Annotated in this window: 19 protein-coding genes; 9 read left to right on the top strand and 10 right to left on the bottom strand. The window is 73.3% G+C overall.

What is annotated here, in order from left to right:
* Positions 1-44: 44 nt before the first annotated feature.
* Positions 45-2321, bottom strand: a complete 2277-nt coding sequence (locus AB0L56_RS06135; protein WP_365419548.1) for an FtsX-like permease family protein — start codon at positions 2319-2321, stop codon at positions 45-47.
* Complete coding sequence (locus AB0L56_RS06130; RefSeq protein ID WP_365419957.1) at positions 2315-3061, bottom strand: ABC transporter ATP-binding protein; 747 nt, start codon at positions 3059-3061, stop codon at positions 2315-2317. The genes AB0L56_RS06135 and AB0L56_RS06130 overlap by 7 nt, the downstream gene beginning before the upstream one ends.
* Before the next feature lie 205 nt (positions 3062-3266).
* On the opposite strand from AB0L56_RS06130, the gene AB0L56_RS06125 reads away from it, so the two are divergent.
* Together AB0L56_RS06125 and AB0L56_RS06120 are read left to right on the top strand one after the other, a co-directional pair.
* On the top strand, positions 3267-4514 hold the full coding sequence (locus AB0L56_RS06125; RefSeq protein WP_365419954.1) for a sensor domain-containing protein: 1248 nt from the start codon (positions 3267-3269) through the stop codon (positions 4512-4514).
* A gap of 23 nt (positions 4515-4537) precedes the next feature.
* Positions 4538-5170: a response regulator transcription factor gene (locus AB0L56_RS06120; RefSeq protein WP_365419951.1), complete on the top strand. Its 633-nt coding sequence runs from the start codon at positions 4538-4540 to the stop codon at positions 5168-5170.
* Between the two features lie 40 nt (positions 5171-5210).
* Here AB0L56_RS06120 and AB0L56_RS06115 read toward each other — a convergent pair whose 3' ends face one another.
* Complete coding sequence (locus AB0L56_RS06115) at positions 5211-6140, bottom strand: NAD-dependent epimerase/dehydratase family protein (RefSeq protein ID WP_361026652.1); 930 nt, start codon at positions 6138-6140, stop codon at positions 5211-5213.
* A complete protein-coding gene (locus AB0L56_RS06110; protein WP_365419544.1) occupies positions 6137-7096 on the bottom strand; it encodes a ScbA/BarX family gamma-butyrolactone biosynthesis protein in 960 nt (319 codons plus the stop codon). Before AB0L56_RS06110 ends, AB0L56_RS06115 begins: the two co-directional genes overlap by 4 nt.
* A 241-nt stretch (positions 7097-7337) precedes the next feature.
* On the opposite strand from AB0L56_RS06110, the gene AB0L56_RS06105 reads away from it, so the two are divergent.
* From AB0L56_RS06105 to AB0L56_RS06090, 4 genes are all read left to right on the top strand, one after another.
* Positions 7338-8003, top strand: a complete 666-nt coding sequence (locus tag AB0L56_RS06105; protein ID WP_361026646.1) for a ScbR family autoregulator-binding transcription factor — start codon at positions 7338-7340, stop codon at positions 8001-8003.
* A 133-nt stretch (positions 8004-8136) separates the two neighbouring features.
* Complete coding sequence (locus AB0L56_RS06100) at positions 8137-9606, top strand: DUF2252 domain-containing protein (protein WP_365419539.1); 1470 nt, start codon at positions 8137-8139, stop codon at positions 9604-9606.
* A gap of 91 nt (positions 9607-9697) precedes the next feature.
* Positions 9698-10537, top strand: coding sequence for a J domain-containing protein (locus AB0L56_RS06095; RefSeq protein ID WP_365419536.1), 840 nt, complete (start codon positions 9698-9700; stop codon positions 10535-10537).
* 52 nt (positions 10538-10589) lie between these two features.
* On the top strand, positions 10590-10919 hold the full coding sequence (locus tag AB0L56_RS06090) for a rhodanese-like domain-containing protein (RefSeq protein ID WP_361027142.1): 330 nt from the start codon (positions 10590-10592) through the stop codon (positions 10917-10919).
* A gap of 82 nt (positions 10920-11001) precedes the next feature.
* Here the strand turns inward: AB0L56_RS06090 and AB0L56_RS06085 are convergent, their stop codons facing one another.
* From AB0L56_RS06085 to paaA, 5 genes are read right to left on the bottom strand one after another with little or no spacing between them, the layout of a single operon-like run.
* Positions 11002-12060 carry a 2Fe-2S iron-sulfur cluster-binding protein gene (locus AB0L56_RS06085; protein WP_365419533.1) on the bottom strand — a complete coding sequence of 353 codons (1059 nt, stop codon included), beginning with the start codon at positions 12058-12060 and terminating at the stop codon, positions 11002-11004.
* Positions 12060-12602 (bottom strand): 1,2-phenylacetyl-CoA epoxidase subunit PaaD, encoded by a 543-nt coding sequence (paaD, locus tag AB0L56_RS06080; RefSeq protein WP_365419530.1) that lies wholly within the window; start codon positions 12600-12602, stop codon positions 12060-12062. The genes AB0L56_RS06085 and paaD overlap by 1 nt, the downstream gene beginning before the upstream one ends.
* Positions 12596-13330 carry a 1,2-phenylacetyl-CoA epoxidase subunit PaaC gene (paaC, locus tag AB0L56_RS06075; protein ID WP_365419527.1) on the bottom strand — a complete coding sequence of 245 codons (735 nt, stop codon included), beginning with the start codon at positions 13328-13330 and terminating at the stop codon, positions 12596-12598. Before paaC ends, paaD begins: the two co-directional genes overlap by 7 nt.
* Entirely contained in the window at positions 13327-13614 is a 288-nt protein-coding gene (gene paaB / locus AB0L56_RS06070; RefSeq protein WP_361026628.1) for a 1,2-phenylacetyl-CoA epoxidase subunit PaaB, read from the bottom strand. The genes paaC and paaB overlap by 4 nt, the downstream gene beginning before the upstream one ends.
* Complete coding sequence (paaA, locus tag AB0L56_RS06065; RefSeq protein ID WP_365419523.1) at positions 13611-14621, bottom strand: 1,2-phenylacetyl-CoA epoxidase subunit PaaA; 1011 nt, start codon at positions 14619-14621, stop codon at positions 13611-13613. Before paaA ends, paaB begins: the two co-directional genes overlap by 4 nt.
* Before the next feature lie 315 nt (positions 14622-14936).
* On the opposite strand from paaA, the gene AB0L56_RS06060 reads away from it, so the two are divergent.
* From AB0L56_RS06060 to AB0L56_RS06050, 3 genes are read left to right on the top strand one after another with little or no spacing between them, the layout of a single operon-like run.
* Positions 14937-15716 carry a DUF5819 family protein gene (locus tag AB0L56_RS06060; protein ID WP_365419520.1) on the top strand — a complete coding sequence of 260 codons (780 nt, stop codon included), beginning with the start codon at positions 14937-14939 and terminating at the stop codon, positions 15714-15716.
* Complete coding sequence (locus tag AB0L56_RS06055) at positions 15713-16963, top strand: HTTM domain-containing protein (protein ID WP_365419517.1); 1251 nt, start codon at positions 15713-15715, stop codon at positions 16961-16963. The genes AB0L56_RS06060 and AB0L56_RS06055 overlap by 4 nt, the downstream gene beginning before the upstream one ends.
* Positions 16964-16973: 10 nt before the next feature.
* Positions 16974-17759 carry a TrmH family RNA methyltransferase gene (locus tag AB0L56_RS06050; protein WP_361026616.1) on the top strand — a complete coding sequence of 262 codons (786 nt, stop codon included), beginning with the start codon at positions 16974-16976 and terminating at the stop codon, positions 17757-17759.
* 6 nt (positions 17760-17765) lie between these two features.
* Here the strand turns inward: AB0L56_RS06050 and paaN are convergent, their stop codons facing one another.
* Positions 17766-19457 carry a phenylacetic acid degradation protein PaaN gene (gene paaN, locus AB0L56_RS06045; protein WP_365419514.1) on the bottom strand — a complete coding sequence of 564 codons (1692 nt, stop codon included), beginning with the start codon at positions 19455-19457 and terminating at the stop codon, positions 17766-17768.
* Positions 19458-19603 lie beyond the last annotated feature (146 nt).

Genomic DNA, 19603 nt, shown 5'->3' with positions numbered 1-19603 from the left:
GCTTGGGGGTGGTGGGGGGGGCGGGGGCTCGTGTGAGGAACATCTCATGATCCTTTTCGCCTGGGGTGGCGCGCTGGCCGGTTGCGGTGGCGTGCGGGAGGGCCTGCTCGTCGACCGCAGCGGGGGTCTGTGCTCCCGGGCGCACTCGCGGGTCTGGCTCCGCTTGGTGGAGGACCGGGACGGCTGTCGCGCGGGGACGGTGCCGCGCGGGGGCGGTGGCCGGTGCCGGCCGGTCGGCGGGCGGCCGCCGGGACGGCGGGCGGGGGGATCGGCAGCCCTGCTCGGGTCTCCTTCTGGAGGGAGCGGGCCGGGGTCCAGGGGTAGCAGCCCGGCGTTTGCGGGGTGCCGCTGCGCCCACACAGGCCTTTAAGGCACTGGGGACCGTCCGCGAGGGCGACGTCGATCCGGTCCACGCGCGCGCCGGGCGCGTTGGCGTGGGTGACGTAGACGCCGTTGCCGCCGGTGCCGGTGGCCATCACCGCGGCGATCCCCAGCGTCCGCTCCGTGCCGTCCCCGAGCCACACCCGTACGCGCTGCCCAACGGTGTGCCGCTCCCACTCCTCGTTGACGATGACCGAGCCGTCGTCGAGGTCGGTGGCCTTCCCCGCGGTGAGCGGCAACCGCGCGGTGACCGCCTGCGCCCCGGGGTCGACGGCACGGGCCTCGGACCTGATCAGCGCCGTGCCCTCCTCGAGGACGTACACCGCGCTCGGCGCGCTCGCCGACACCCGCGCCCCGGGCACCGCGCGGAGCCGGTCCAGCGTCCGTGAGCCGATCGCCCCGCCGTGGGCGGCCGTGACGACGAACGCCGCGGTGGTCCGCTTCCGCGTCTCGGCGGCCCCGGCCCGGTCCAGCGTCTCGGTGGCGCCGAGCAGCGAGCCCGCCAGCGCCACCGTGACCAGGACGGGCGCGGCGACCGCGGCCGTGCGCCGCACCCCGGCGGACGCGTGCTCGCGCACCAGCATGCCGCCCGCCCCCGGGAGCCGGGCGGGCAGCCAGGCCAGCAGCCGGACGGCGGGGTGCACCACCGGGGGCGCGAGCAGCGCCGCGGCGGTGATCAGCAGCATGGGCAGGCTGACGTAGGTCTTGCGGTGCAGCAGATCGCCGGGATCGCTCAGCAGGGCGATGACGAGCGTCACCACGGCCGTCAACAGCAGACCCGTACCGCAGAGCCACCGCCCCCCGGTCATGGCGCCGGGGCCGGCGGACGCCTTGCGCAGCGCCTGGAGGGGTCCCGTGCGCCCCGCCCGCCAGGAGGCCGCCACGACGCCGCACAGGGCGACGAGGAGACCCGTCCAGAACGCCGCGTGGTACGGCCAGGACGCGTCGCCGATCGCGAACCAGCCCGGCGCCAGCTCCACGTCGACCACCCACGCGGCCAGCCGGGGCGCCGCTCGCGCGCCGAGCGCGCAGCCGGCGGCCGAGGCGAGTACCCCGACCAGCAGGGCCTCGAGGACCACCATCCGCCGTAGCTGTCCCGGAGTGGCCCCGGCCGTGCGCAGCAACCCGAACTCCCGGCGTCGCTGTTCGACGGCGAAGGCGAAGGTGGACGCCACCACGAACACCGAGACGAACGCGGAAACGCCGCCGGCCGTGCCGAACAGGGCGTTCAACGCGGTCAGCGCCTCCTTGTCGCGCAGGGGATCCGCGTCGGCCCACCGACGGTCGTCCCCTGTGAGGACCCGGACGCCTTCGGCGCCGCGCACCGCCTCCCGTACGTCAGCCGGGCGGGCGTCGACGATCAGCTGGTGCACGGGCGGGGACAGCTCGGCGGCGCGCGCGTCAGTGTGGAAGACGGCGTGTTCGAAGCCGCGAGCGGCCACGGTGCCCACCACCCGCACGCTCCCGCGGTCCGTGCGCAGCCGCTCGCCGGGCCGCGCCCAGTCACCACTGACGACGATCTCGTCGTCCGCGCGGGGCGCGCGGCCCGACTCGAGCGCGTACGAGGCGTACCGGGCGGTGGACCAGGGATGGCCGGTCAGCTCGCCCGGGCCGCCCTCCGCGCGGACGGGGTAGGAGCGGTCGGCGACGACGGTGCCGAGCCGGCGCAGCTTCGCCATGGTCGCCCGGGGCACCGCGCGGGGGTGCACCAGCTGCTCGGTCCGGTCGCCGTTCGGCGTCGGTACGCGCAGGGTGTGCGCCCCCTTGACCACGACCGGGGCGGCGGAGAACCGTTCCGGCTTCCGGGCGGGAGCGTCCAGGGACGAGGCGAGGGCGAGCCCCATGACGGTCAGCAGGGCCACGCCCAGCGACAGGGCGGTGAAAGTGCCGGCGAAGGTGATCCACCGGGCGTGCAGGGTGCGCAGGGCGAGGCTTAGCACGGCAGGGTCTCCAGCCCGGTCATCCGCGCGGCGACGGCGTCGGCGCCGGCCCCCGCCAGCTCGCCGTGGACGCGGCTGTCGACCAGGAACACCACACGGTCCGCGCGGGCGGCGGCCGCCGGGTCGTGGGTCACCATGACCACCGTCCCTCCCTCGCGGTCGGCGATCCCGCGCAGCAGGGTGAGCACATCGTGCCCGGTCCGGGAGTCGAGCGCGCCGGTCGGCTCGTCGGCGAACAGCACCTCGGGGCGGGTGATCAGGGCACGGGCCAGCGCGACCCGCTGCTGCTGGCCGCCGGACAGCTCGGCGGGCCGGTGCCGGGCGCGGTCACCGAGGCCGACCTCTTCCAGCGCCTCGCGGACCCGGGCGCGCGGTACGCGCCGGCCGGCCAGCCGCAGCGGCAGGGCGACGTTCTGCTCGGCGGTCAGCGCCGGCAGCAGGTTGAACGCCTGGAAGACGAACCCGATCCGCTCGCGCCGCAGCAGCGTCAGCCGCCGCTCACCCAGCCCGGTCAGTTCGGTGCCGCCGACGGAGACCGAACCCGAGGTGGGCCGGTCGAGCCCCGCGGCACACTGCAGCAGCGTGGACTTGCCGGAGCCGGAGGGGCCCATCACGGCGGTGAAGCTCCCGCGCGGGAAGGCGAGTGAGACCTCGTCCAGCGCGCTCACCGCACTGTCGCCCGATCCGTACCGCCGGCTCACCCGACGCAGGGCGACCGCGTCGCCGTTCCTCTGGTCGATGTGCCCACTCTCCTGTCCGTCCCGGCCGTTCCGGGGTGACCGCCTGGGGAAACGAAACCGTCCGGGGGCCCGGCGGCGCAGTGCGGCAGGGGCGAGAAAGGGGGTAGGGCCAGGCATACCCCGGGACCTCCGTCAGGGCCCATGGCCGCGGACGACGCCGACTCCTACGGTGATCCGCATGCAGCCTCGCAACCCCTGGCAGGCCATGTCCCGCCCCCGCTACGCGCTGTCGGCGTGGCCGTGGCGCTCGGCCGGGTATCTGCTCACCGGCGCGGTGACCGGCGCGGCCGTGCTCGTGGGCCTTGTGGTGTCGGTGGTGGCCGGCGGTGTGCTGGCGCTCGCCCTGGTGGGGCTGCCGCTGCTGCTCGGCACCGTCCTCGCGGGCCTGCCGGTGGCATGGCTGGAACGGCGGCGGCTGCGGCTGGTCGACGGAGAACCGGCGCACGACCCGCATCTGCCGCCCGCGGCCCCGGGACCGCGCGCCTGGCTGACCACCCGGCTACGCGAGCGGGCCACCTGGCGGGAGCTCGGTCACGCCCTGCTGTTCGCGGGCCTGCTGTGGCCGGTCGACGCCCTCGTGCTCACGGCCGGCCTGCTCCTCCCGGCGGCCGTGACCCTCACCCCGCTGCTGATGGCGACGACGGGTGACGGCAGGGAGGCGAAGATCGTCAAGCTGTGGACGGTCACCAGCTGGCCCGCGGCGTTCGGTGCCGCCCTGCTCGGGATCGTCCTGCTCGCCCTGGGGACCTATCTGCTGGGTGTCGCGGCGGGTGCCCGCGCGGGGCTGACCCGGCTGCTGATCGCCCCGCGCGAGGACCAACTCGACGCCCGGGTCATCGAACTGACGCAGTCACGGGTGCGCCTGGTGGACGCGTTCGAGGCGGAACGGCGCCGCATCGAACGGGATCTGCACGACGGCGCCCAACAGCGCCTGGTCGCCCTGACGATGACGCTCGGTCTGGCCCGCCTCGACGCGCCGCCCGGCCCGCTCGCCGATCAACTCGCGCGGGCGCACGACGAGTCGGGGCGGGCGCTGCAGGAGTTGCGGGAGCTCATCCACGGCATCCATCCCCAGGTGCTCGCCGACTACGGACTCGAGGCCGCCGTCGCCGACGCCGCCGACCGGTCCGCCGTACCCGTGGACGTGGACCTGCGCCTGCCCGCGCGGCTGCCCGCCTCCGTGGAGGCCGCCGGGTACTTCGTGGTGTGCGAGGCCCTCGCCAATATCGGCAGGCACAGCGGGGCGAGCCGCGCGCGAGTGGCCGGCGGGCACCGCGACGGACGGCTGCTGCTGGAGATCCACGACGACGGGCGGGGCGGGGCACGGGCCGGCGCGGGCAGCGGGCTGACGGGACTGGCCGACCGGGTGTCGGTGCTCGATGGCAGACTCACCCTGTCCAGCCCGGTGGGCGGACCGACCCTGCTGCGTGTGGAGATCCCTTGCGCCCCCTGACGGATGGCCGGGCGCTGCGCGTCGTGCTGGCCGAGGACAGCGTGCTGCTGCGGGAAGGCCTGATCGGTCTGCTCCAGCGGTGCGGGCACGAGGTCGTGGCGGCGGTCGGCGACGCGGAGGCGCTGGTCGCCGCGGTCGGGGAGCACGACCCGGACATCGTGGTGACCGATGTCCGGATGCCCCCGGGCTTCCGGGACGAGGGCCTGCACGCGGCCGTGCGGCTGCGCGCGGGGCGGCCCGCCCTGCCCGTGCTGGTCCTCAGCCAGTACGTCCAGCGCCGGTACGCCGCCGATCTGCTGGACTCGGGCGACGGCACGGGCGTGGGCTATCTGCTGAAGGACCGGGTTGGCCAGGTCGAGGAGTTCGTGGCCGCGCTGCGCGACGTCGCGGCGGGCGGCACGGTGGTGGATCCCGAGGTCGTACGGCAGTTGCTGCGCCGCCGGCGTGATCCGCTGGAGCGGCTGTCCCCGCGGGAGCGGGAAGTGCTGGCGCTGATGGCCGAGGGCAAATCCAACGGCGCGATCGCGCGTGCGCTGGTGGTGTGCGAGGCGGCCGTCGGCAAGCACATCGGCAGCATCTTCACCAAGCTGGACCTGCCACCCGAGGACGGGACGCACCGGCGGGTGCTGGCCGTGCTCGCGTATCCAAGGGCGTGAGTCGGCCCGCGACGCGGTAATGAAAACCGACCGGACGGTTCTATGTTCCGGAGGAGGCCAGATAGGCCCGGTACCAGGGTGCCGACCGCGCAAAGGCCGTGGCGAAGCCCTCGCCCGGTGAGCAGTCCAGGTCCTTCCAGAAGGCGTCGTCCGCGAACCAGTGGTCCACGGTGAGCATGTCCAGATGATGCAGCGCGCGCGGGGAGCCGGTGGCTCGCGCGCGGGCAGTGGCCACGTCCACCGACGCGCCGTCGCCGGGCCGCTCCACCTGCTCGTACACGGCCGTGAGCAGTTCGGAAGCGGGTACGGGGTCCGGGTGGCCGACGTAGTGGGCGCCGGGCCCGTGCTTCGGGGACAGGGCGGCGGCCAGGACCGCCCGGCCGAGGGTTTCGACGTCGATCATCGAGTGGAGTGCCGCGCAGCCGGCCAGGGGCGCGGACAACTCCCGCAACAGCCCCACCAGCCCGGGGACCACCCAGCGGTCGCCCTCGCCATGGACCAGATGCGGGCGCAGCACCAGTCCGCCCGCGTCGAGCACATGCCGTTCCGCCGCCGCGCGGGAGCGGCTGGTGGCGGAGACCGGAGCGATCGGGGCCTCGCCGGGCCGGACACCGCTGAAAGGGCCCCGGCCGTGGACGGCGGCGGTGCTGACGTACACGATCCGGCGCACCCCGCTGCGTGCGGCCTCCTCTACCAGGGCCTTGGTGCCGAGGTCGTTGACGGCTGCGACGGCCTCCGGGTCGCCGCTTACGCGGGAGGCGCAGTGGACGAGGACGTCGATGCCGTCGCACACACCGTAGAGCGCGCGGGGGTCGGTGAGATCACCGGGCACCGTCCGGGCGCCCCGGGGTTCGCCCGGCGTGCGGCGGGACAGGGCGCGGACACGGACACCGGGGCGCCCATGGGCCGCTGCGGCGACCCGGCTGCCGACGAAGCCGGTCGCGCCGGTCAGCAGGAGGCCGACGGTCACAGGAGCGGCCGTACCGGGGCGGTGGGGGCGCAGGTGAGGGTGGCGGCGAAGACGGGTTGGTCGTCCTGCCGTCCCGTCACCCGGACCGTCACCTCGTCCTCGTCCTTCTCCAGGACGTCCGTGTCGATCCAGCAGGGGCTGTCCAGTTCGGCGTAGCGGCTGAAGGAGACGGACAGCTCGGACGGCAGGAAGGGCAGCCGGCCCGATGCCGCGGCCGCCGCCTGGCGGGCGGCCTCGAACAGGACCATGCCGGGGACGTGGTCGTTGGGGCGCGGGAAGAGCACCGGGTGACCGGTGTCGACGCGCAGAAGCCAGGTGTCGGGTCGGTCGGCGGGGGCGAGGACGACGTCCTCCGCGCGGTGGCGACCCACTTGTTCGGGCGGAACCGGTGCCGGCGGTGGTATTCGCACGCCCAGGGCGGCCAACTGGCGTGCCCGCAGGCGGCGGTAGGCGGCCGGTGAGGTGCAGCCCGTACTGCCGGTGCCGCTGGCGACGAGTCTGCCCGCGCGGTGGAACTCCATGGTCGTGCGCATGCTGTTCAGGCCGCGGCCGCGGCGGCGCACCTCGGAGCACACGACGTCGACGGTGACCGGCTCTGCCGCCTCGGCGAGCGGTAACGCGGCGGGATCGGTGAAGACATCCAGGTCACGCATGACGAAATGGGTGTCGGCGGGGGCGCCGAACTCGGCGTGGGCGAGGGCCAGCGATATCTGGCGCACCGTTTCCCCGACGATCATCGGATCGTGGTGGTGTTCGTCGACCGGGCCGAAGAAACTGTGGTCGGCGGGCCAGCGTGCGGTGACGCGGAACCGGTCGTCCGAGAACCGGACCCACTCCACCGGGAAGACGTCCGCCGCGCGGGAGCGGTGGGCGAGTTCCGGTGTGACGCGGGTGCGGGAGGGGGTGGTTGCCGCGGCGTTTGCGGGCAGACCCTGCTCTCCGGTCTGATCCTCCATGGGTGCGCCAAAGGAATCCGGTCGCGGCATGAGAACCCCCGGGAATCGGCCATCTGGTTTAGGTTCGCACTAAGATACGGACGAGACGGTTTTTTTCAAGGGTGATCCACATCGCCGGATGCAAGCCCGAGCGCGCCGGACAGCGCGACGGACCGCACGGCGGCCGCACGCCGACAGCACGGTGACCGCACGGTGCGACCCACCAGACCCACGAGGATCCACGCAGATCAGGAGGCACCCGATGGCGCGACAGGAGCGCGCGATCCGCACCCGGCGGACCATCTTGGAGGCGGCGGCGGCCGTCTTCGACGAACGTGGCTACACCTCGGCGACCATTGGGGAGATCCTCGAGCGGGCCGGGGTCACCAAGGGCGCGCTCTACTTCCACTTCGGCTCCAAGGAGGAGCTGGCCCTCGGCGTGTTCGAGGAGCAGCTGGCGTTCTCCCTGCCGCCCCAGGCCGCCAAACTGCAGGAACTGGTCGACTCCGGCCTTGTGCTGGCGTTGCGGCTGCGGACCGAGCCGCTGGTGCGGGCGAGTGTCGGACTGGCGCTGGACCAAGGGGCGCTGGGGCTGGACCGGACGCCGGCGTTCGGCATGTGGATCGACCAGACCACCCGGACGCTGGCCGAGGCCAAGGCGGGGGGCGAACTGCTGCCCCATGTCGACGCGACGGAGACCGCGGAACTGCTGGTCGGCAGCTTCTCGGGGGTGCAGCTCTTGTCCCAGCTGCGCTGCCAGCGGCAGGATCTGGAGCACCGGGTGGTCGTGCTGTTCCACCACATGCTCCCGGGCATCGCGGTTCCCGCGGTGCTGGCCCGCCTGGACATCTCGCCCGGCCGTGCCGGGCGGTTGCTCGCCGAGGGGCGGGCGCTTCCGGTGGCCGGGGACGTCGCGGAGGCCGGGTAGGCGCGGCCCGGTTGTCCACAGGCGGGGAGTTGTCCACAGGGGCCTGACGAGTTTCGGCCACCGGCGGTACGGTCGGCACGATCGATGTTGTCGCGTGTGTACAGCGCGCATGTGGACGGGGGAGGCGGTCGCCATGACCGAGTTCAATGCCGGTACGGCCGGGGCCCGAGGGGTGCCCCAGGCGCCGGAGGCCGGAGACACGGGCGCCGCGGGACGGGTACGGCGGCTGCCGCGGGTGCCCGGGTTCGCCGAGTGGCCGGCGGCGGGCACGCCCAAGGCCGAGGGCAAGGCCCTGCGCAGGCAGGTGCCGCGCGGCGCACACGCCGCCCTCGACCTGGACGCCTCCCGTCCCGACGCCGTGAGCGCCGTCGAGGAGTCCAGCCGCGGCCGGCTGCCGGAGCTCACCCCGATCCGCGTGGGCAGGATGGCGGCCACACCGTTCGCCTTCCTGCGCGGCTCGGCGGGCCTGATGGCATACGACCTGGCCCGCACCCCCATGACGGGCATCGGTGCCCAGATCTGCGGCGACGCCCACGCGGCGAACTTCGGTCTCTACGGGGACGCGCGCGGCGGCCTCGTCATCGACCTGAACGACTTCGACGAGACCGTGTACGGCCCCTGGGAATGGGACCTCAAGCGGCTCGCCGCCTCCCTGGTGCTCGCCGGGCGGGAGGCCGGCGCGGACGAGGACACTTGCCGCGCGGCGGCCCACGACGCCGTCGGCGCCTACCGGCGCACCATGCGGCTGCTCTCCAGGCTGCCCGCCCTGGACGCCTGGAACGCCATCGCGGACGAGGAACTCGTCTCCCACACCGACGCGCACGATCTGCTGGGCACGCTGCGGCGGGTCTCCGAGAAGGCCCGCGCCAACACCAGCGGCCGGTTCGCGGCCAAGTCGACCGAGCCGACCGACGACGGCGGGCGCCGCTTCGTCGACGCGCCCCCGGTGCTGCGCCGGATACCGGACGCCGAGGCCGCGCAGGTGGCCGCCTCCCTGGAGGAGTACCTCGGCACGCTCCCGCCGGACCGCCATCCGCTGCTCGCCCGGCACGCGGTGCACGACGTGGCGTTCCGCGTCGTCGGCACCGGCAGCGTGGGCACCCGCTCGTATGCGGTGCTGCTCCTCGACCACCGGGGCGAGCCCCTGGTGCTCCAGGTGAAGGAGGCCCGTCCCTCGGCGCTGGTGCCGCATCTGCCGGCGGCCGGCTTCGACACCCCCGAGGCGGGGCACGAGGGCAGGCGCGTGGTGCACGGACAGAAGCGCATGCAGGTCGTCAGCGACAGCCTGCTCGGGTGGACGACGGTCGACGGCCGCCCCTTCCAGGTGCGCCAGTTCCGCAACCGCAAGGGCAGTGTGGACCCGGCGGCGCTGGCCGCCGACCAGATCGACGACTACGCCCGGATGACCGGCGCCCTGCTGGCCCGCGCCCACTCCCACAGCGCCGACCCGCGCCTGATCGCCGGCTACTGCGGCAAGAACGACGAGCTGGACGAGGCGGTGGCCGCGTTCGCCGTCGCTTACGCCGACCGCACGGAGGCGGATCACACGGACCTGGTGACGGCCGTGCGCTCGGGGCGCATCGCGGCGGAGACGGGGGTCTGAGCGGCCGTCCGCGGAAGGCACGGCTTCCCGGGACGGACCCTGAGCCGCGGGCGCGCGGCGTGGGCCCCGGCGGGTGGCCTACGCTGTCCGGGTGACGACCTCGGAAGGTGAGCAGGGTGGCGGCGGCGCCGGCGCGGAGCGGACGCCCGGCGAAGGTGCGGCGCGGCCCGAGGACCGGCTGGAACAGGCCGTACGGGCGGCCGAGCAGGCGCTGATCGAGTTCGAGATCGCCGTGGAGACCTTCCGCGTCGAGGTCGAGAACTTCTCCCGGCTGCACGAACAGAAGCTCGGCCCGATGTACGCCCGCCTCGAGGAACTCGACGCCCGGATCCTGGAGGCCAAGGCCGCTCGCAGTGAGGATCCGGAGGACCGGCGGCGGGCCGACGAGGCGCGCGCCCGGCTCATGCCGATCCCCGGGGTCGAGGAACTGATGAACGGCTGGATGGACGGGGACGGCCTGTTCCCCGAGGCCACCGCCATGCTCACGGACCGGCCGGTCCGGCCCCCGCAGCGGGTGCGGCCCAGCGAGGAGGCCCGCAAGCTCTACCGCGAGCTGGCCCGCAAGGCCCACCCCGACCTGGCGCAGGAGGACAAGGAGCGGGTCCGCCGCGAGGAGTTCATCACCCGGGTCAACGCCGCCTACGCCCGTGGCAGCGAGGCCGAGCTGCGGGAACTCGCCGAGGAGTGGGCAGCGGGACCGGAGCTGAAGCGCGTGCCCAGCGCCGGCGAGGAGCTCTACGCCCGCCTCGAATGGCTCTCCCGGCGCAAGGAACTGCTCACGCTCGTCGCCAGGGAACTCGAGGAGAGCGCCATCGGCTCGATGCTCCGCCTCGCGCCCGACGACCCGGACGCGCTGCTCGAGGAGATCGCCGGACAGCTGAAGGCCCAGGTCAGTGAACGCGAGGCCGAGCTGGAGGCCCTGCTGAGCTGAGGCAACGCACGCCCGGTCGGGTAGCGTCGGGGGTATGAGCTTTGGAGCTGGTGTGCCCACGGTCCAGGTCGCGGACCTCAAGGACGGCGACTTCCTGCTGGACGTCCGTGAGGCCGACGAGTGGAAGGCCGGCCACGCCGAAGGGGCGCTGCACATCCCCATCAGCGAGTTCGTGGCCCGCTACGGCGAGCTGACCGAGGCCGCCCCGGGGGACGGCCGGATCCATGTGATCTGCCGGTCCGGCGGACGGTCGGCCCAGGTCACGATGTACCTGGCCCAGCAGGGCATCGACGCCGTCAATGTGCACGGCGGCATGCAGCTGTGGGAGTCCGCCGGCCGTCCTGTCGTCACCGACGAGGGAGAGCCGGGGCACGTCCTGTAGCGGCCGCGGGCGGATGACCGGCGCCCGCCCGGCGTCCGCCCGATATCCGCTGCTGCCGGTCGCTGCCCGTCGCAACCGGTCGCTACCGGTCGAAGTCGAGCTCCACCGTCTCCGTCACCGGATGCGACTGGCAGGCCAGGACATAGCCCGCCTCGGTCTCCTCCGACTCCAGCGCGAAGTTGCGGTCCATCCGCACCTCGCCCGCGACCAGGAAGGCGCGGCATGTTCCGCACACGCCGCCCTTGCAGGCGTAGGGCGCGTCGGGCCGGTTGCGCAGCACCGTGTCCAGCAGGGACTCCCCTGACCGGACGGGCCAGGTGCCGCCGCGTCCGTCGAGCCGGGCGGTGACCGTGCTGTGCGCCGGCGCGGACGCCGTGACGGCAGGTGCCGTACGGGCGTCGACGTGGAAGATCTCCTCGTGGATGCGGGCGCGGGCGACGCCCAGGTCGCGCAGCGCCCGCTCGGCGCCCTCGACCAGGCCGTAGGGCCCGCACAGGAACCAGCCGTCCACCTGTTCCACGGGCAGCAGCACCGGAAGCAGCCCTGCCAGCCGCCCCCGGTCCAGCCGCCCGGACGGCAGCCCGGCCTGCTGCTCCTCGCGGGAGAGCACCGTCACCAGCTGGAATCGCTCGGGGTACCGGTCCTTCAGGTCGGCGACCTCCTCCAGGAACATCGTCGAGGCGGTCGTGCGGTCGCTGCGGATCAGGCAGAACCGGGCTCCGGGCTCCCGGGCCAGGAGCGTGGAGACGATCGACAGCACCGGGGTGATGCCGCTGCCGCCGACGATCGCCGCGTACCGGCCCGGGGCGGGAGGGAGCGTGAAGCGGCCGGCAGGGGTCATCACCTCCAGCTCGTCGCCGAGGGCGATCTCCTTGAGCGCGTAGGTGGAGAAGGCGCCGCCCTCGACCAGTCGCACTCCGACCCGCAGTGTGCTCGGCGCCTCGCCGTCGGGCGCGGGGGAGCAGATGGAGTAGGTGCGCCGTATCTCCTGGCCGTCGGCGGTGTGACGCAGAGCCAGATGCTGACCGGGTGCGTAGCGGTACTCCTCGCGCAGCTGCGGGGGGACGTCGAGGGTGAGGGCGACGGAGTCGTCGGTGAGCCGGTCGACCGCGGCCACCCGGAGCCGGTGGAAGCGGGCCATCACAACTCCTTGAAGTGGTCGAACGGTTCACGGCAGGCCAGGCAGCGGCGCAGTGCCTTGCACGCGGTGGACGAGAAGCGGCTGAGCAGCTCGGTTTCGGCGGACCCGCAGTGCGGGCAGCGGACGGGGGCCGGATCGCCCCCGGGCAGCCGGGCCTCCCGGGTGCGGGTCGCCCCGAGCTCCACGGCGACCGGCCCGGAGGCCGCCCGGGTGCGCGGCGGGGCGATGCCGAACTCCCGGAGCTTGCGGCGCCCTTCTTCCGTGATGTCGTCGGTCGACCAGGCGGGTGCGAGCACCGTGCGCACGGTGACCTCGCGCATGCCGTGCTCGCGCAGCACCCGCTCTATGTCGAGGCTCATCGCCTCGATGGCCGGGCAGCCGGTGTACGTCGGGGTCAGTTCGACCTCGACGGTGTCCGCCCCGCGGGCATGCACCGCCCGCACCACGCCCAGTTCACGCAGGGTCAGCACCGGCAGTTCCGGGTCGGGCACCGAACCGGCGAGTTCCAGGAGCTCCGCCTCCAGGGGGGTGGCGGTCACCATGACGCCCCCGGGTGGCTGCGGTGCAGGTGCTGCATCTCGGCGAGCATCCGGCCGAAGGGCTCGGTGTGCAGGCCCTGCCGGCCCGCACCCGCCGCCCACGCTCCCGTGCGCGGACCGTCGGGCACCGTGAGGGTGGCCTGGCGCAGCACCTCCGAGGTCCACTCCAGCCAGGCCGTCTCCAGGCCGGTCCAGTCGACGTCGATGCCCTCGACCGGCTGGAACATCTCGCCGGTGTAGCGCCACAGGGCGTCCACGGCCCGCTGCATCCGCGTGTGGCTCTCGTCGGTGCCGTCCCCGAGCCGCAGGGTCCACTGCCGGGCGTGGTCGCGGTGGTAGTCGACCTCCTTGACGGCCTTGGCGGCCAGCGGGGCGAACGGTCCGTCCCCGGCGGCCAGTTCCGCGTACAACAGGTACTGGTGGGCGGAGAAGAACAGCTGACGGGCGATGGTGTGGGCGAAGTCGCCGTTGGGCTGCTCCACCAACTGGAGGTTGCGGAAGGCGCGCTCCTCGCGGAGAAAGGCCAGTTCGTCCTCGTCGCCGGCCATCGACAGCAACACCCGGGCCTGCCCCAGCAGGTCCAGCGCGATGTTGGCGAGGGCGACCTCCTCCTCCAGCACGGGGGCGTTGCCGGCCCACTCGCCCAGCCGGTGGGAGAGGACCAGCGCGTCGTCACCGAGGGCGAGCGCGGCCGCCGTGACGGCGGTGTCCTTGGCGGGTGTCGTCGTCACAGGTGCTGCACCCCCTTGGGGATCTCGTAGAACGTCGGGTGCCGGTAGGGCTTGTCGGCGGACGGTTCGAAGAACGGGTCCTTCTCGTCGGGGGAGGAGGCGGTGATCGCGGACGACGGCACGACCCAGATCGAGACGCCCTCGCCGCGCCGGGTGTACAGATCGCGGGCGTTGCGCAGGGCGAGCTCCGCGTCCGGCGCGTGCAGGCTGCCGGCGTGGGTGTGGGACAGTCCCCGGCGCGAGCGCACGAAGACCTCCCACAGAGGCCAGTCGGTGTGGGTCATGCTCGCATCGCTCCTGTCTCGCCGTTCATGTGCTTGGCCGCGTGGGCCGCTGCCGCCTCCCTGACCCAGGCGCCCTCTTCGTGTGCCTTCCTGCGCCGGTCCAGCCGCTGTTCGTTGCACGGGCCGTTGCCCTTGAGGACGTCCCAGAACTCCGACCAGTCGATCGCGCCGAAGTCGTGGTGCCCGCGCTCCTCGTTCCACTTCAGGTCGGGGTCGGGGAGGCTGAGGCCGAGGGATTCGGCCTGGGGGACGCAGATGTCGACGAAGCGCTGGCGCAGCTCGTCGTTGGAATGCCGCTTGATCTTCCAGGCCATCGACTGCGCGGAGTGCTGCGACTCGTCGTCGGGCGGGCCGAACATCATCAGCGACGGCCACCACCAGCGGTCCACCGCGTCCTGCGCCATCGCGTGCTGCTCGGGGGTGCCCTTGCTGAGGGCGAGCAACAGCTCGTAGCCCTGGCGCTGGTGGAAGGACTCCTCCTTGCAGATGCGGACCATGGCGCGCGCGTACGGACCGTAGGAGCAGCGGCACAGGGGGACCTGGTTGGTGATGGCCGCGCCGTCCACGAGCCAGCCGATGGCGCCGACGTCCGCCCAGGTCAGGGTGGGGTAGTTGAAGATCGAGGAGTACTTCTGGCGGCCGGTGTGCAGCTTGTCGAGCAGCTCCTCGCGGCTGGTGCCGAGTGTTTCGGCGGCGCTGTAGAGATACAGGCCGTGCCCGGCCTCGTCCTGCACCTTGGCCATGAGGATCGCCTTGCGGCGCAGTGAGGGCGCGCGCGTGATCCAGTTGGCCTCCGGCTGCATGCCGATGATCTCGGAATGCGCGTGCTGGGCGATCTGCCGGACCAGCGTGGCCCGGTAGGCGTCAGGCATCCAGTCGCGCGGCTCGATCCGCTCGTCGGCTGCCACGGCCGCGTCGAAGGCGTGCTGGTGGGCGGCGGTGTCGTCCGCGGCCAAGACGTCGTACGCCCGGCTGCCGGCCGTATCGCGGGCGGCTGCTGTCGCCATGAGGTCCCCCTCGACCTGGATGCTTCCCGGAGCACGCTCCCGACCGATCGTTCGGTTCGTGCGATTCCATGGTGAGACGGGCGCCGCGAGGTGTCAACCGCTGTGGATAACCTGCGGGGGGCTTTCCGTGGACAACGGGTGCTCGCACGGGGATGTGGTGACGGCCACGGAAACGGGTTCCGAGAGGACTGTGTCCGGGCGGCCGGTGCTGAGTACCGTTCGTGCGACGCGGCGCAGCGGACGCGCGCGGCGGCACGGGGGCCTCGCGGCGGGGGCGGAAGCAGGGACGGACCGGGATCGGTGGATCGGGGCGGGATGGACGCGTACGACAAGGGCTCGGACGCCCGGCAGGAGCCTGCCGGGCGGGGCCTGCCGCACCCGCGCCCCGCCTCCTCCGACCCCGCCTCCTCCGACCCCGCCTCCACGACCGGCCCGCCCGTCGCCCCCCGTACCGGTGTGGCCGCCCTCTCCCTGCGCTACCAGATCGGCGCCGCGGTGGCCCTCGCGCTCGTCGCCGTCGCGGTCTGCGTGCACCTCGGCATGACGTTCCTGCACGTCGCCCCCGCGAACACGGTCAGCAAGCAGCACCGCGAGAGCATCGAGAACTGGATCTACCCGGAGTTCGAGCAGAACTGGAAGCTGTTCGCGCCGAACCCCCTGCAGCAGAACATCGCCGTCCAGGTGCGCGCCGAGATCCGCACCGCGGACGGCGCGTCCCGGACCACCGGCTGGTACGACCTGTCCGCGCAGGACGGCCGGGCCATCGACGGCAACCTGGCGCCCAGCCACACCCAGCAGAACGAACTGCGTCGCGCCTGGGACTTCTTCGTCTCGACGCACGACAACGACAACCGCCCGGTGGGCCACCGCGGAGCACTGTCCGAGGCGTATCTGCGCCGGATCATGGTGATGCGCCTGGACCGCGCGGACGCCGCCGGCCCTGACGGCACCCTCGCGCGGGTCCAGGTCCGCTCCCGCACCACCAACGTGCCGCCGCCGGACTGGAGCGACGAGAAGATCTCCACCACACCCGTGTACCGCACCCTGCCCTGGTGGTCCCTGCCCGACGACGAGACCCGGGGAGGCATCGGGTGAACCGCCTCTCGCTGGCGCTCTCCCGTGTGATCGCCCGCGTCACCGACTCCGCGCTCGGCCCCCACCAGACCGCCGTGATCCGCATCGGCTTCGCACTGACCTGGCTGCTGTTCCTGCTGCGTGAGTTCCCCCACCGCCAGGAGCTGTACGGTCCGGACGGGCCCTGGGAATGGGACCTCGCCGATCAGCTGGTCACGACGAACGACGCCTTCACCGTGCTGCTCTGGTCGGAGAGCGCGCTCTGGTTCGAGTCCGTCTACGCGCTCGCCGTGCTGTGGAGCCTGCTGCTCCTGCTGGGCTGGCGCACCCGCACCATGTCGGTGCTCTTCATGGTGGGTGTGCTCGCGCTGCAGAACCGCAGCGTCTTCGTGGGGGACGGCGGCGACAACGTCCTGCACCTGATGTCGATCTACCTGGTGTTCACCCGCTGCGGCCAGGTCTGGTCGCTGGACGCGCGGCGGGCGCGCCGCCTGAAGGAGGCAGGCGCGCGCGGGGAGTGGCCGCGCGACCGGGTCGGCCCGGTCCTGTGGGCCGTGCTGGGCCTCCTACTGGTTCTGGCCACGCTGGCGGGCCGGACGGACAGCGACTGGTTCATACCGGCGCTGCTGTGGACCGTGTGGCTCGCGCAGGCGCTGTGGTGGCTGGTCGGGCGCCGCGCGAGGACCGGGGAGCCGCGGATCCTGCTGGACGTCGTGGCGAACATCGTGCACAACGGCGCCCTGCTCGTGATCATGGCCGAGGCCTGTCTGGTCTACGCCACGGCCGGCTGGTACAAGGTGCAGGGATCCCGCTGGCAGGACGGCACCGCGGTGCACTACCCGCTCCAGCTGGAGTACTTCTCCCCCTGGCCGGCTCTGGCGGACCTGCTGTCGGCCAGCGGCACCATGGTGATGCTGGTGACCTACGCGACCGTCGCCGTGCAGGTCGCCTTTCCGTTCACGCTGTTCAACCGGCGGGTCAAGAACGTCCTGCTGTCCTTCATGATCTTCGAGCACGCGGTGATCGCCGTCGCGCTCGGGCTGCCCTTCTTCTCCCTGGCGATGATCGCCGCCGACGCGGTCTTCCTGCCGACGTCCTTCCTGCGCCGCCTGGGCGATCTGGCGGCACACGCGTACGGGCGGCTGCGCCCGCGCGGGGGCCGGGCACGGGTCCCGGGGCCGCGCTCCCCGGCGGACGTCCCTGCGGACGGGGTCCCGGTGGAGGCGGCCGCCCCGGCGCCCGGCGGAGCACCGGGCCCGCGCACGTAGGCTGCACGCCATGAACGACCCCGCCCGCACCACGGGACCCGAGAACCCGGCCGACCCGGTGTCCGACTGGCGCCGGCTGGCCGACGGCGCCGTCCTGCTCGACGGCTTCCATGCCCTCAAGCACGCGGTGCGCTTCGGGGCCGAGGTACGGCTGGCGCTCGCCGCGGACCGGGGTGCCGCGCTGGCGCTCGCCGACGAGCTGGCCCCGGATGTGCGGGAGACGCTGGCGGGGCTGCTGACCGAGGTGCCGCACGCCACGTACGCCTCGCTGCTGCCGCGCCCGCATCCCACCGCCGTGGCCGCCTTGGCTGTACGCCCCTCCCGCGCGGGTCATCTCGCGAAGCTGTCGCACACGCCGCGCACTGCGCCCGTGGTGGTCCTGGACAACCCGCGCAACCTCGGCAACGCGGGGGCCGTCATCCGGCTGGCCGCCGGCTTCGGCGCGACCGGGGTGGTCACCACCGGCACCCTCGACCCCTGGCACCCCACGGTGGTGCGCGGCGGGGCGGGGCTGCACTTCGCCACCGCCGTGGAGCGGCTGACCGTCGACGAGCTGCCGCCGGGGCCGGTCTTCGCGCTCGATCCCGAGGGCGAGGACATCCGCTCGCTGAAACTGCCGGACGACGCGCTGCTCGCGTTCGGCTCCGAGCGCAGCGGGCTGTCGCCCGAGCTGCGCGCGCGGGCCGACCACCTGGTGGCGCTGCCGATGCGCCCCCAGGTCTCCAGCTACAACCTCGCGACCAGTGTCGCCATGACGCTGTACCACTGGAGCGCCATCGGGGGCGCACCCTTCTGAGGCGGCTCAGGCCTCCCGGCGCACCTCGACCACCCGGAAGCGGTTGGCCACGAACGCGCCGTCGCACAGGGCCGCGTTGGCCGCCGGGTTGCCGCCGGAGCCGTGGAAGTCGGAGAAGGCGGCCGTCTGGTTGACGTACACCCCGCCGGTGAGGTTCAGGGAGAGCTGGGCGGCCTCCTCCAGGCACACCTCCTGGACGGTCTTCTCGACCTCCGGCGAGGTGGTGTAGGCGCCGACCGTCATCGCGCCCTTCTCGCGGATCGTGCGCCGCAGCAGCTCCGCCCCGTCGTCGGCCGAGTCGACGGCGACGGCGAAGGAGACCGGGCCGAAGCACTCGCTCATGTAGGCCGCCTCGGCGTCCGGCTTCGATCCGTCCAGCTTCACGATCACCGGCGTGCGCACCACCGCGCCCGGGAACTCCGGGTTGGCGATCTCCCGGGAGGCGAGGGCGACCTCACCGAGCCCGGCGGCGGCCTCCAGGCGGGCCTTGACGTCCGGGTTGACGATGGCGCCCAGCAGCGCGTTCGCGCGCGCGTCGTCACCGAGCAGGCCGTCCACCGCCTTCGCGAGGTCGGCGGTGACCTCGTCGAAGGACTTGGGGCCCTGGTCGGTGGTGATGCCGTCGCGGGGGATGAGCAGGTTCTGCGGGCTGGTGCACATCTGGCCGCTGTACAGGGAGAGGGAGAAGGCCAGGTTGGCCAGCATCCCCTGGTAGTCGCCGGTCGACTCCACCAGCACCGAGTTGACGCCGGCCTTCTCCGTGTACACCTGTGCCTGGCGCGCGTTGCTCTCGAGCCAGTCGCCGAACTCGGTGGAGCCGGTGTAGTCGATGATCCGGATCTCCGGGCGGGTGGCCAGCGTCTTGGCGATGCCCTCGCCGGGCCGCTCGGCGGCCAGCGCCACCAGGTTCGGGTCGAAGCCGGCCTCGGTGAGTACCTGGCGGGCGGCCTGGACGGTGAGCGCGAGCGGCAGCACCGCGCGGGGGTGCGGCTTGACCAGGACCGCGTTGCCGGTGGCGAGCGAGGCGAACAGGCCCGGGTAGCCGTTCCACGTCGGGAAGGTGTTGCAGCCGATGACCAGGCCGATGCCGCGCGGCACCGGGACGAACCGCTTGGTGAGCGCGAGCGGGTCGCGCTTGCCCTGCGGCTTGGTCCACTCCGCGGTGTCGGGCGTGCGGGTCTGCTCCGTGTACGCGTAGGCCACCGCCTCCATGCCGCGGTCCTGCGCATGCGGGCCGCCGGCCTGGAACGCCATCATGAAGGCCTGGCCGGAGGTGTGCATGACCGCCTGGGCGAACTCCATCGTCCGGTCGCTGATCCGCTTGAGGATCTCCAGACAGACCACCGCGCGGGTCTCCGCGCCCGCGTCCCGCCAGGCCCGCATGCCGGCCTTCATGGCGGGCAGCAGCGCGTCGAGGTCCGCGTGGGGGTAGCTGACGCCCAGCTCGATGCCGTACGGGGAGGTCTCGCCGTCCACCCAGCCGTCCGTGCCCGGCTGGCCGAGGTCGAGGCGGGTGCCGAGCAGGGCGTCGAAGGCGGCCTTGCCCGCCGCCATGTCCAGGCTGCCGTTCTCCCCGTACGCCTTGGGGTGCTCGGGGTGCGGGGACCAGTACGCGCGCGTACGGATCGCTTCCAGCGCCTGGTCCAGCGTGGGACGGTGCCGGGCGATCAGCTCGTGCGCGGTGAGTTCGGCGGCCATGGGGGACCAACTCCTCGTCTCAGGAACTCTTCGTCGAGCTCATGGACCTGTGCGGAAACGTAGTCAGGAACGGGCGGTCAGAGTTAGAGTAACCGAACGATCGGTCGGGACAAGGGGGTCCGCCGCATCTGTGGAAAACCCCGTGC

This window comes from Streptomyces sp. NPDC052079, assembly GCF_040680275.1.
In the GTDB taxonomy this organism is placed as follows: domain Bacteria; phylum Actinomycetota; class Actinomycetes; order Streptomycetales; family Streptomycetaceae; genus Streptomyces.
The sequence above is the reverse complement of the archived record's forward strand: the minus strand, read 5'-3'. Positions and strand labels throughout refer to the sequence as shown.

Bases quoted from the DNA above. Each gene is read 5' to 3' on its own strand.
- AB0L56_RS06125 (WP_365419954.1), top strand. From the start codon at position 3,267: ATGTCCCGCCCCCGCTACGCGCTGTCGGCGTGGCCGTGGCGCTCGGCC.
- AB0L56_RS06110 (WP_365419544.1), bottom strand. From the start codon at position 7,096: ATGGAGGATCAGACCGGAGAGCAGGGTCTGCCCGCAAACGCCGCGGCA.
- AB0L56_RS06105 (WP_361026646.1), top strand. From the start codon at position 7,338: ATGGCGCGACAGGAGCGCGCGATCCGCACCCGGCGGACCATCTTGGAG.
- AB0L56_RS06100 (WP_365419539.1), top strand. From the start codon at position 8,137: ATGACCGAGTTCAATGCCGGTACGGCCGGGGCCCGAGGGGTGCCCCAG.
- AB0L56_RS06085 (WP_365419533.1), bottom strand. From the start codon at position 12,060: ATGGCCCGCTTCCACCGGCTCCGGGTGGCCGCGGTCGACCGGCTCACC.
- paaD (WP_365419530.1), bottom strand. From the start codon at position 12,602: ATGGTGACCGCCACCCCCCTGGAGGCGGAGCTCCTGGAACTCGCCGGT.
- paaB (WP_361026628.1), bottom strand. From the start codon at position 13,614: ATGACCCACACCGACTGGCCTCTGTGGGAGGTCTTCGTGCGCTCGCGC.
- paaA (WP_365419523.1), bottom strand. From the start codon at position 14,621: ATGGCGACAGCAGCCGCCCGCGATACGGCCGGCAGCCGGGCGTACGAC.
- AB0L56_RS06060 (WP_365419520.1), top strand. From the start codon at position 14,937: ATGGACGCGTACGACAAGGGCTCGGACGCCCGGCAGGAGCCTGCCGGG.
- AB0L56_RS06050 (WP_361026616.1), top strand. From the start codon at position 16,974: ATGAACGACCCCGCCCGCACCACGGGACCCGAGAACCCGGCCGACCCG.
- paaN (WP_365419514.1), bottom strand. From the start codon at position 19,457: ATGGCCGCCGAACTCACCGCGCACGAGCTGATCGCCCGGCACCGTCCC.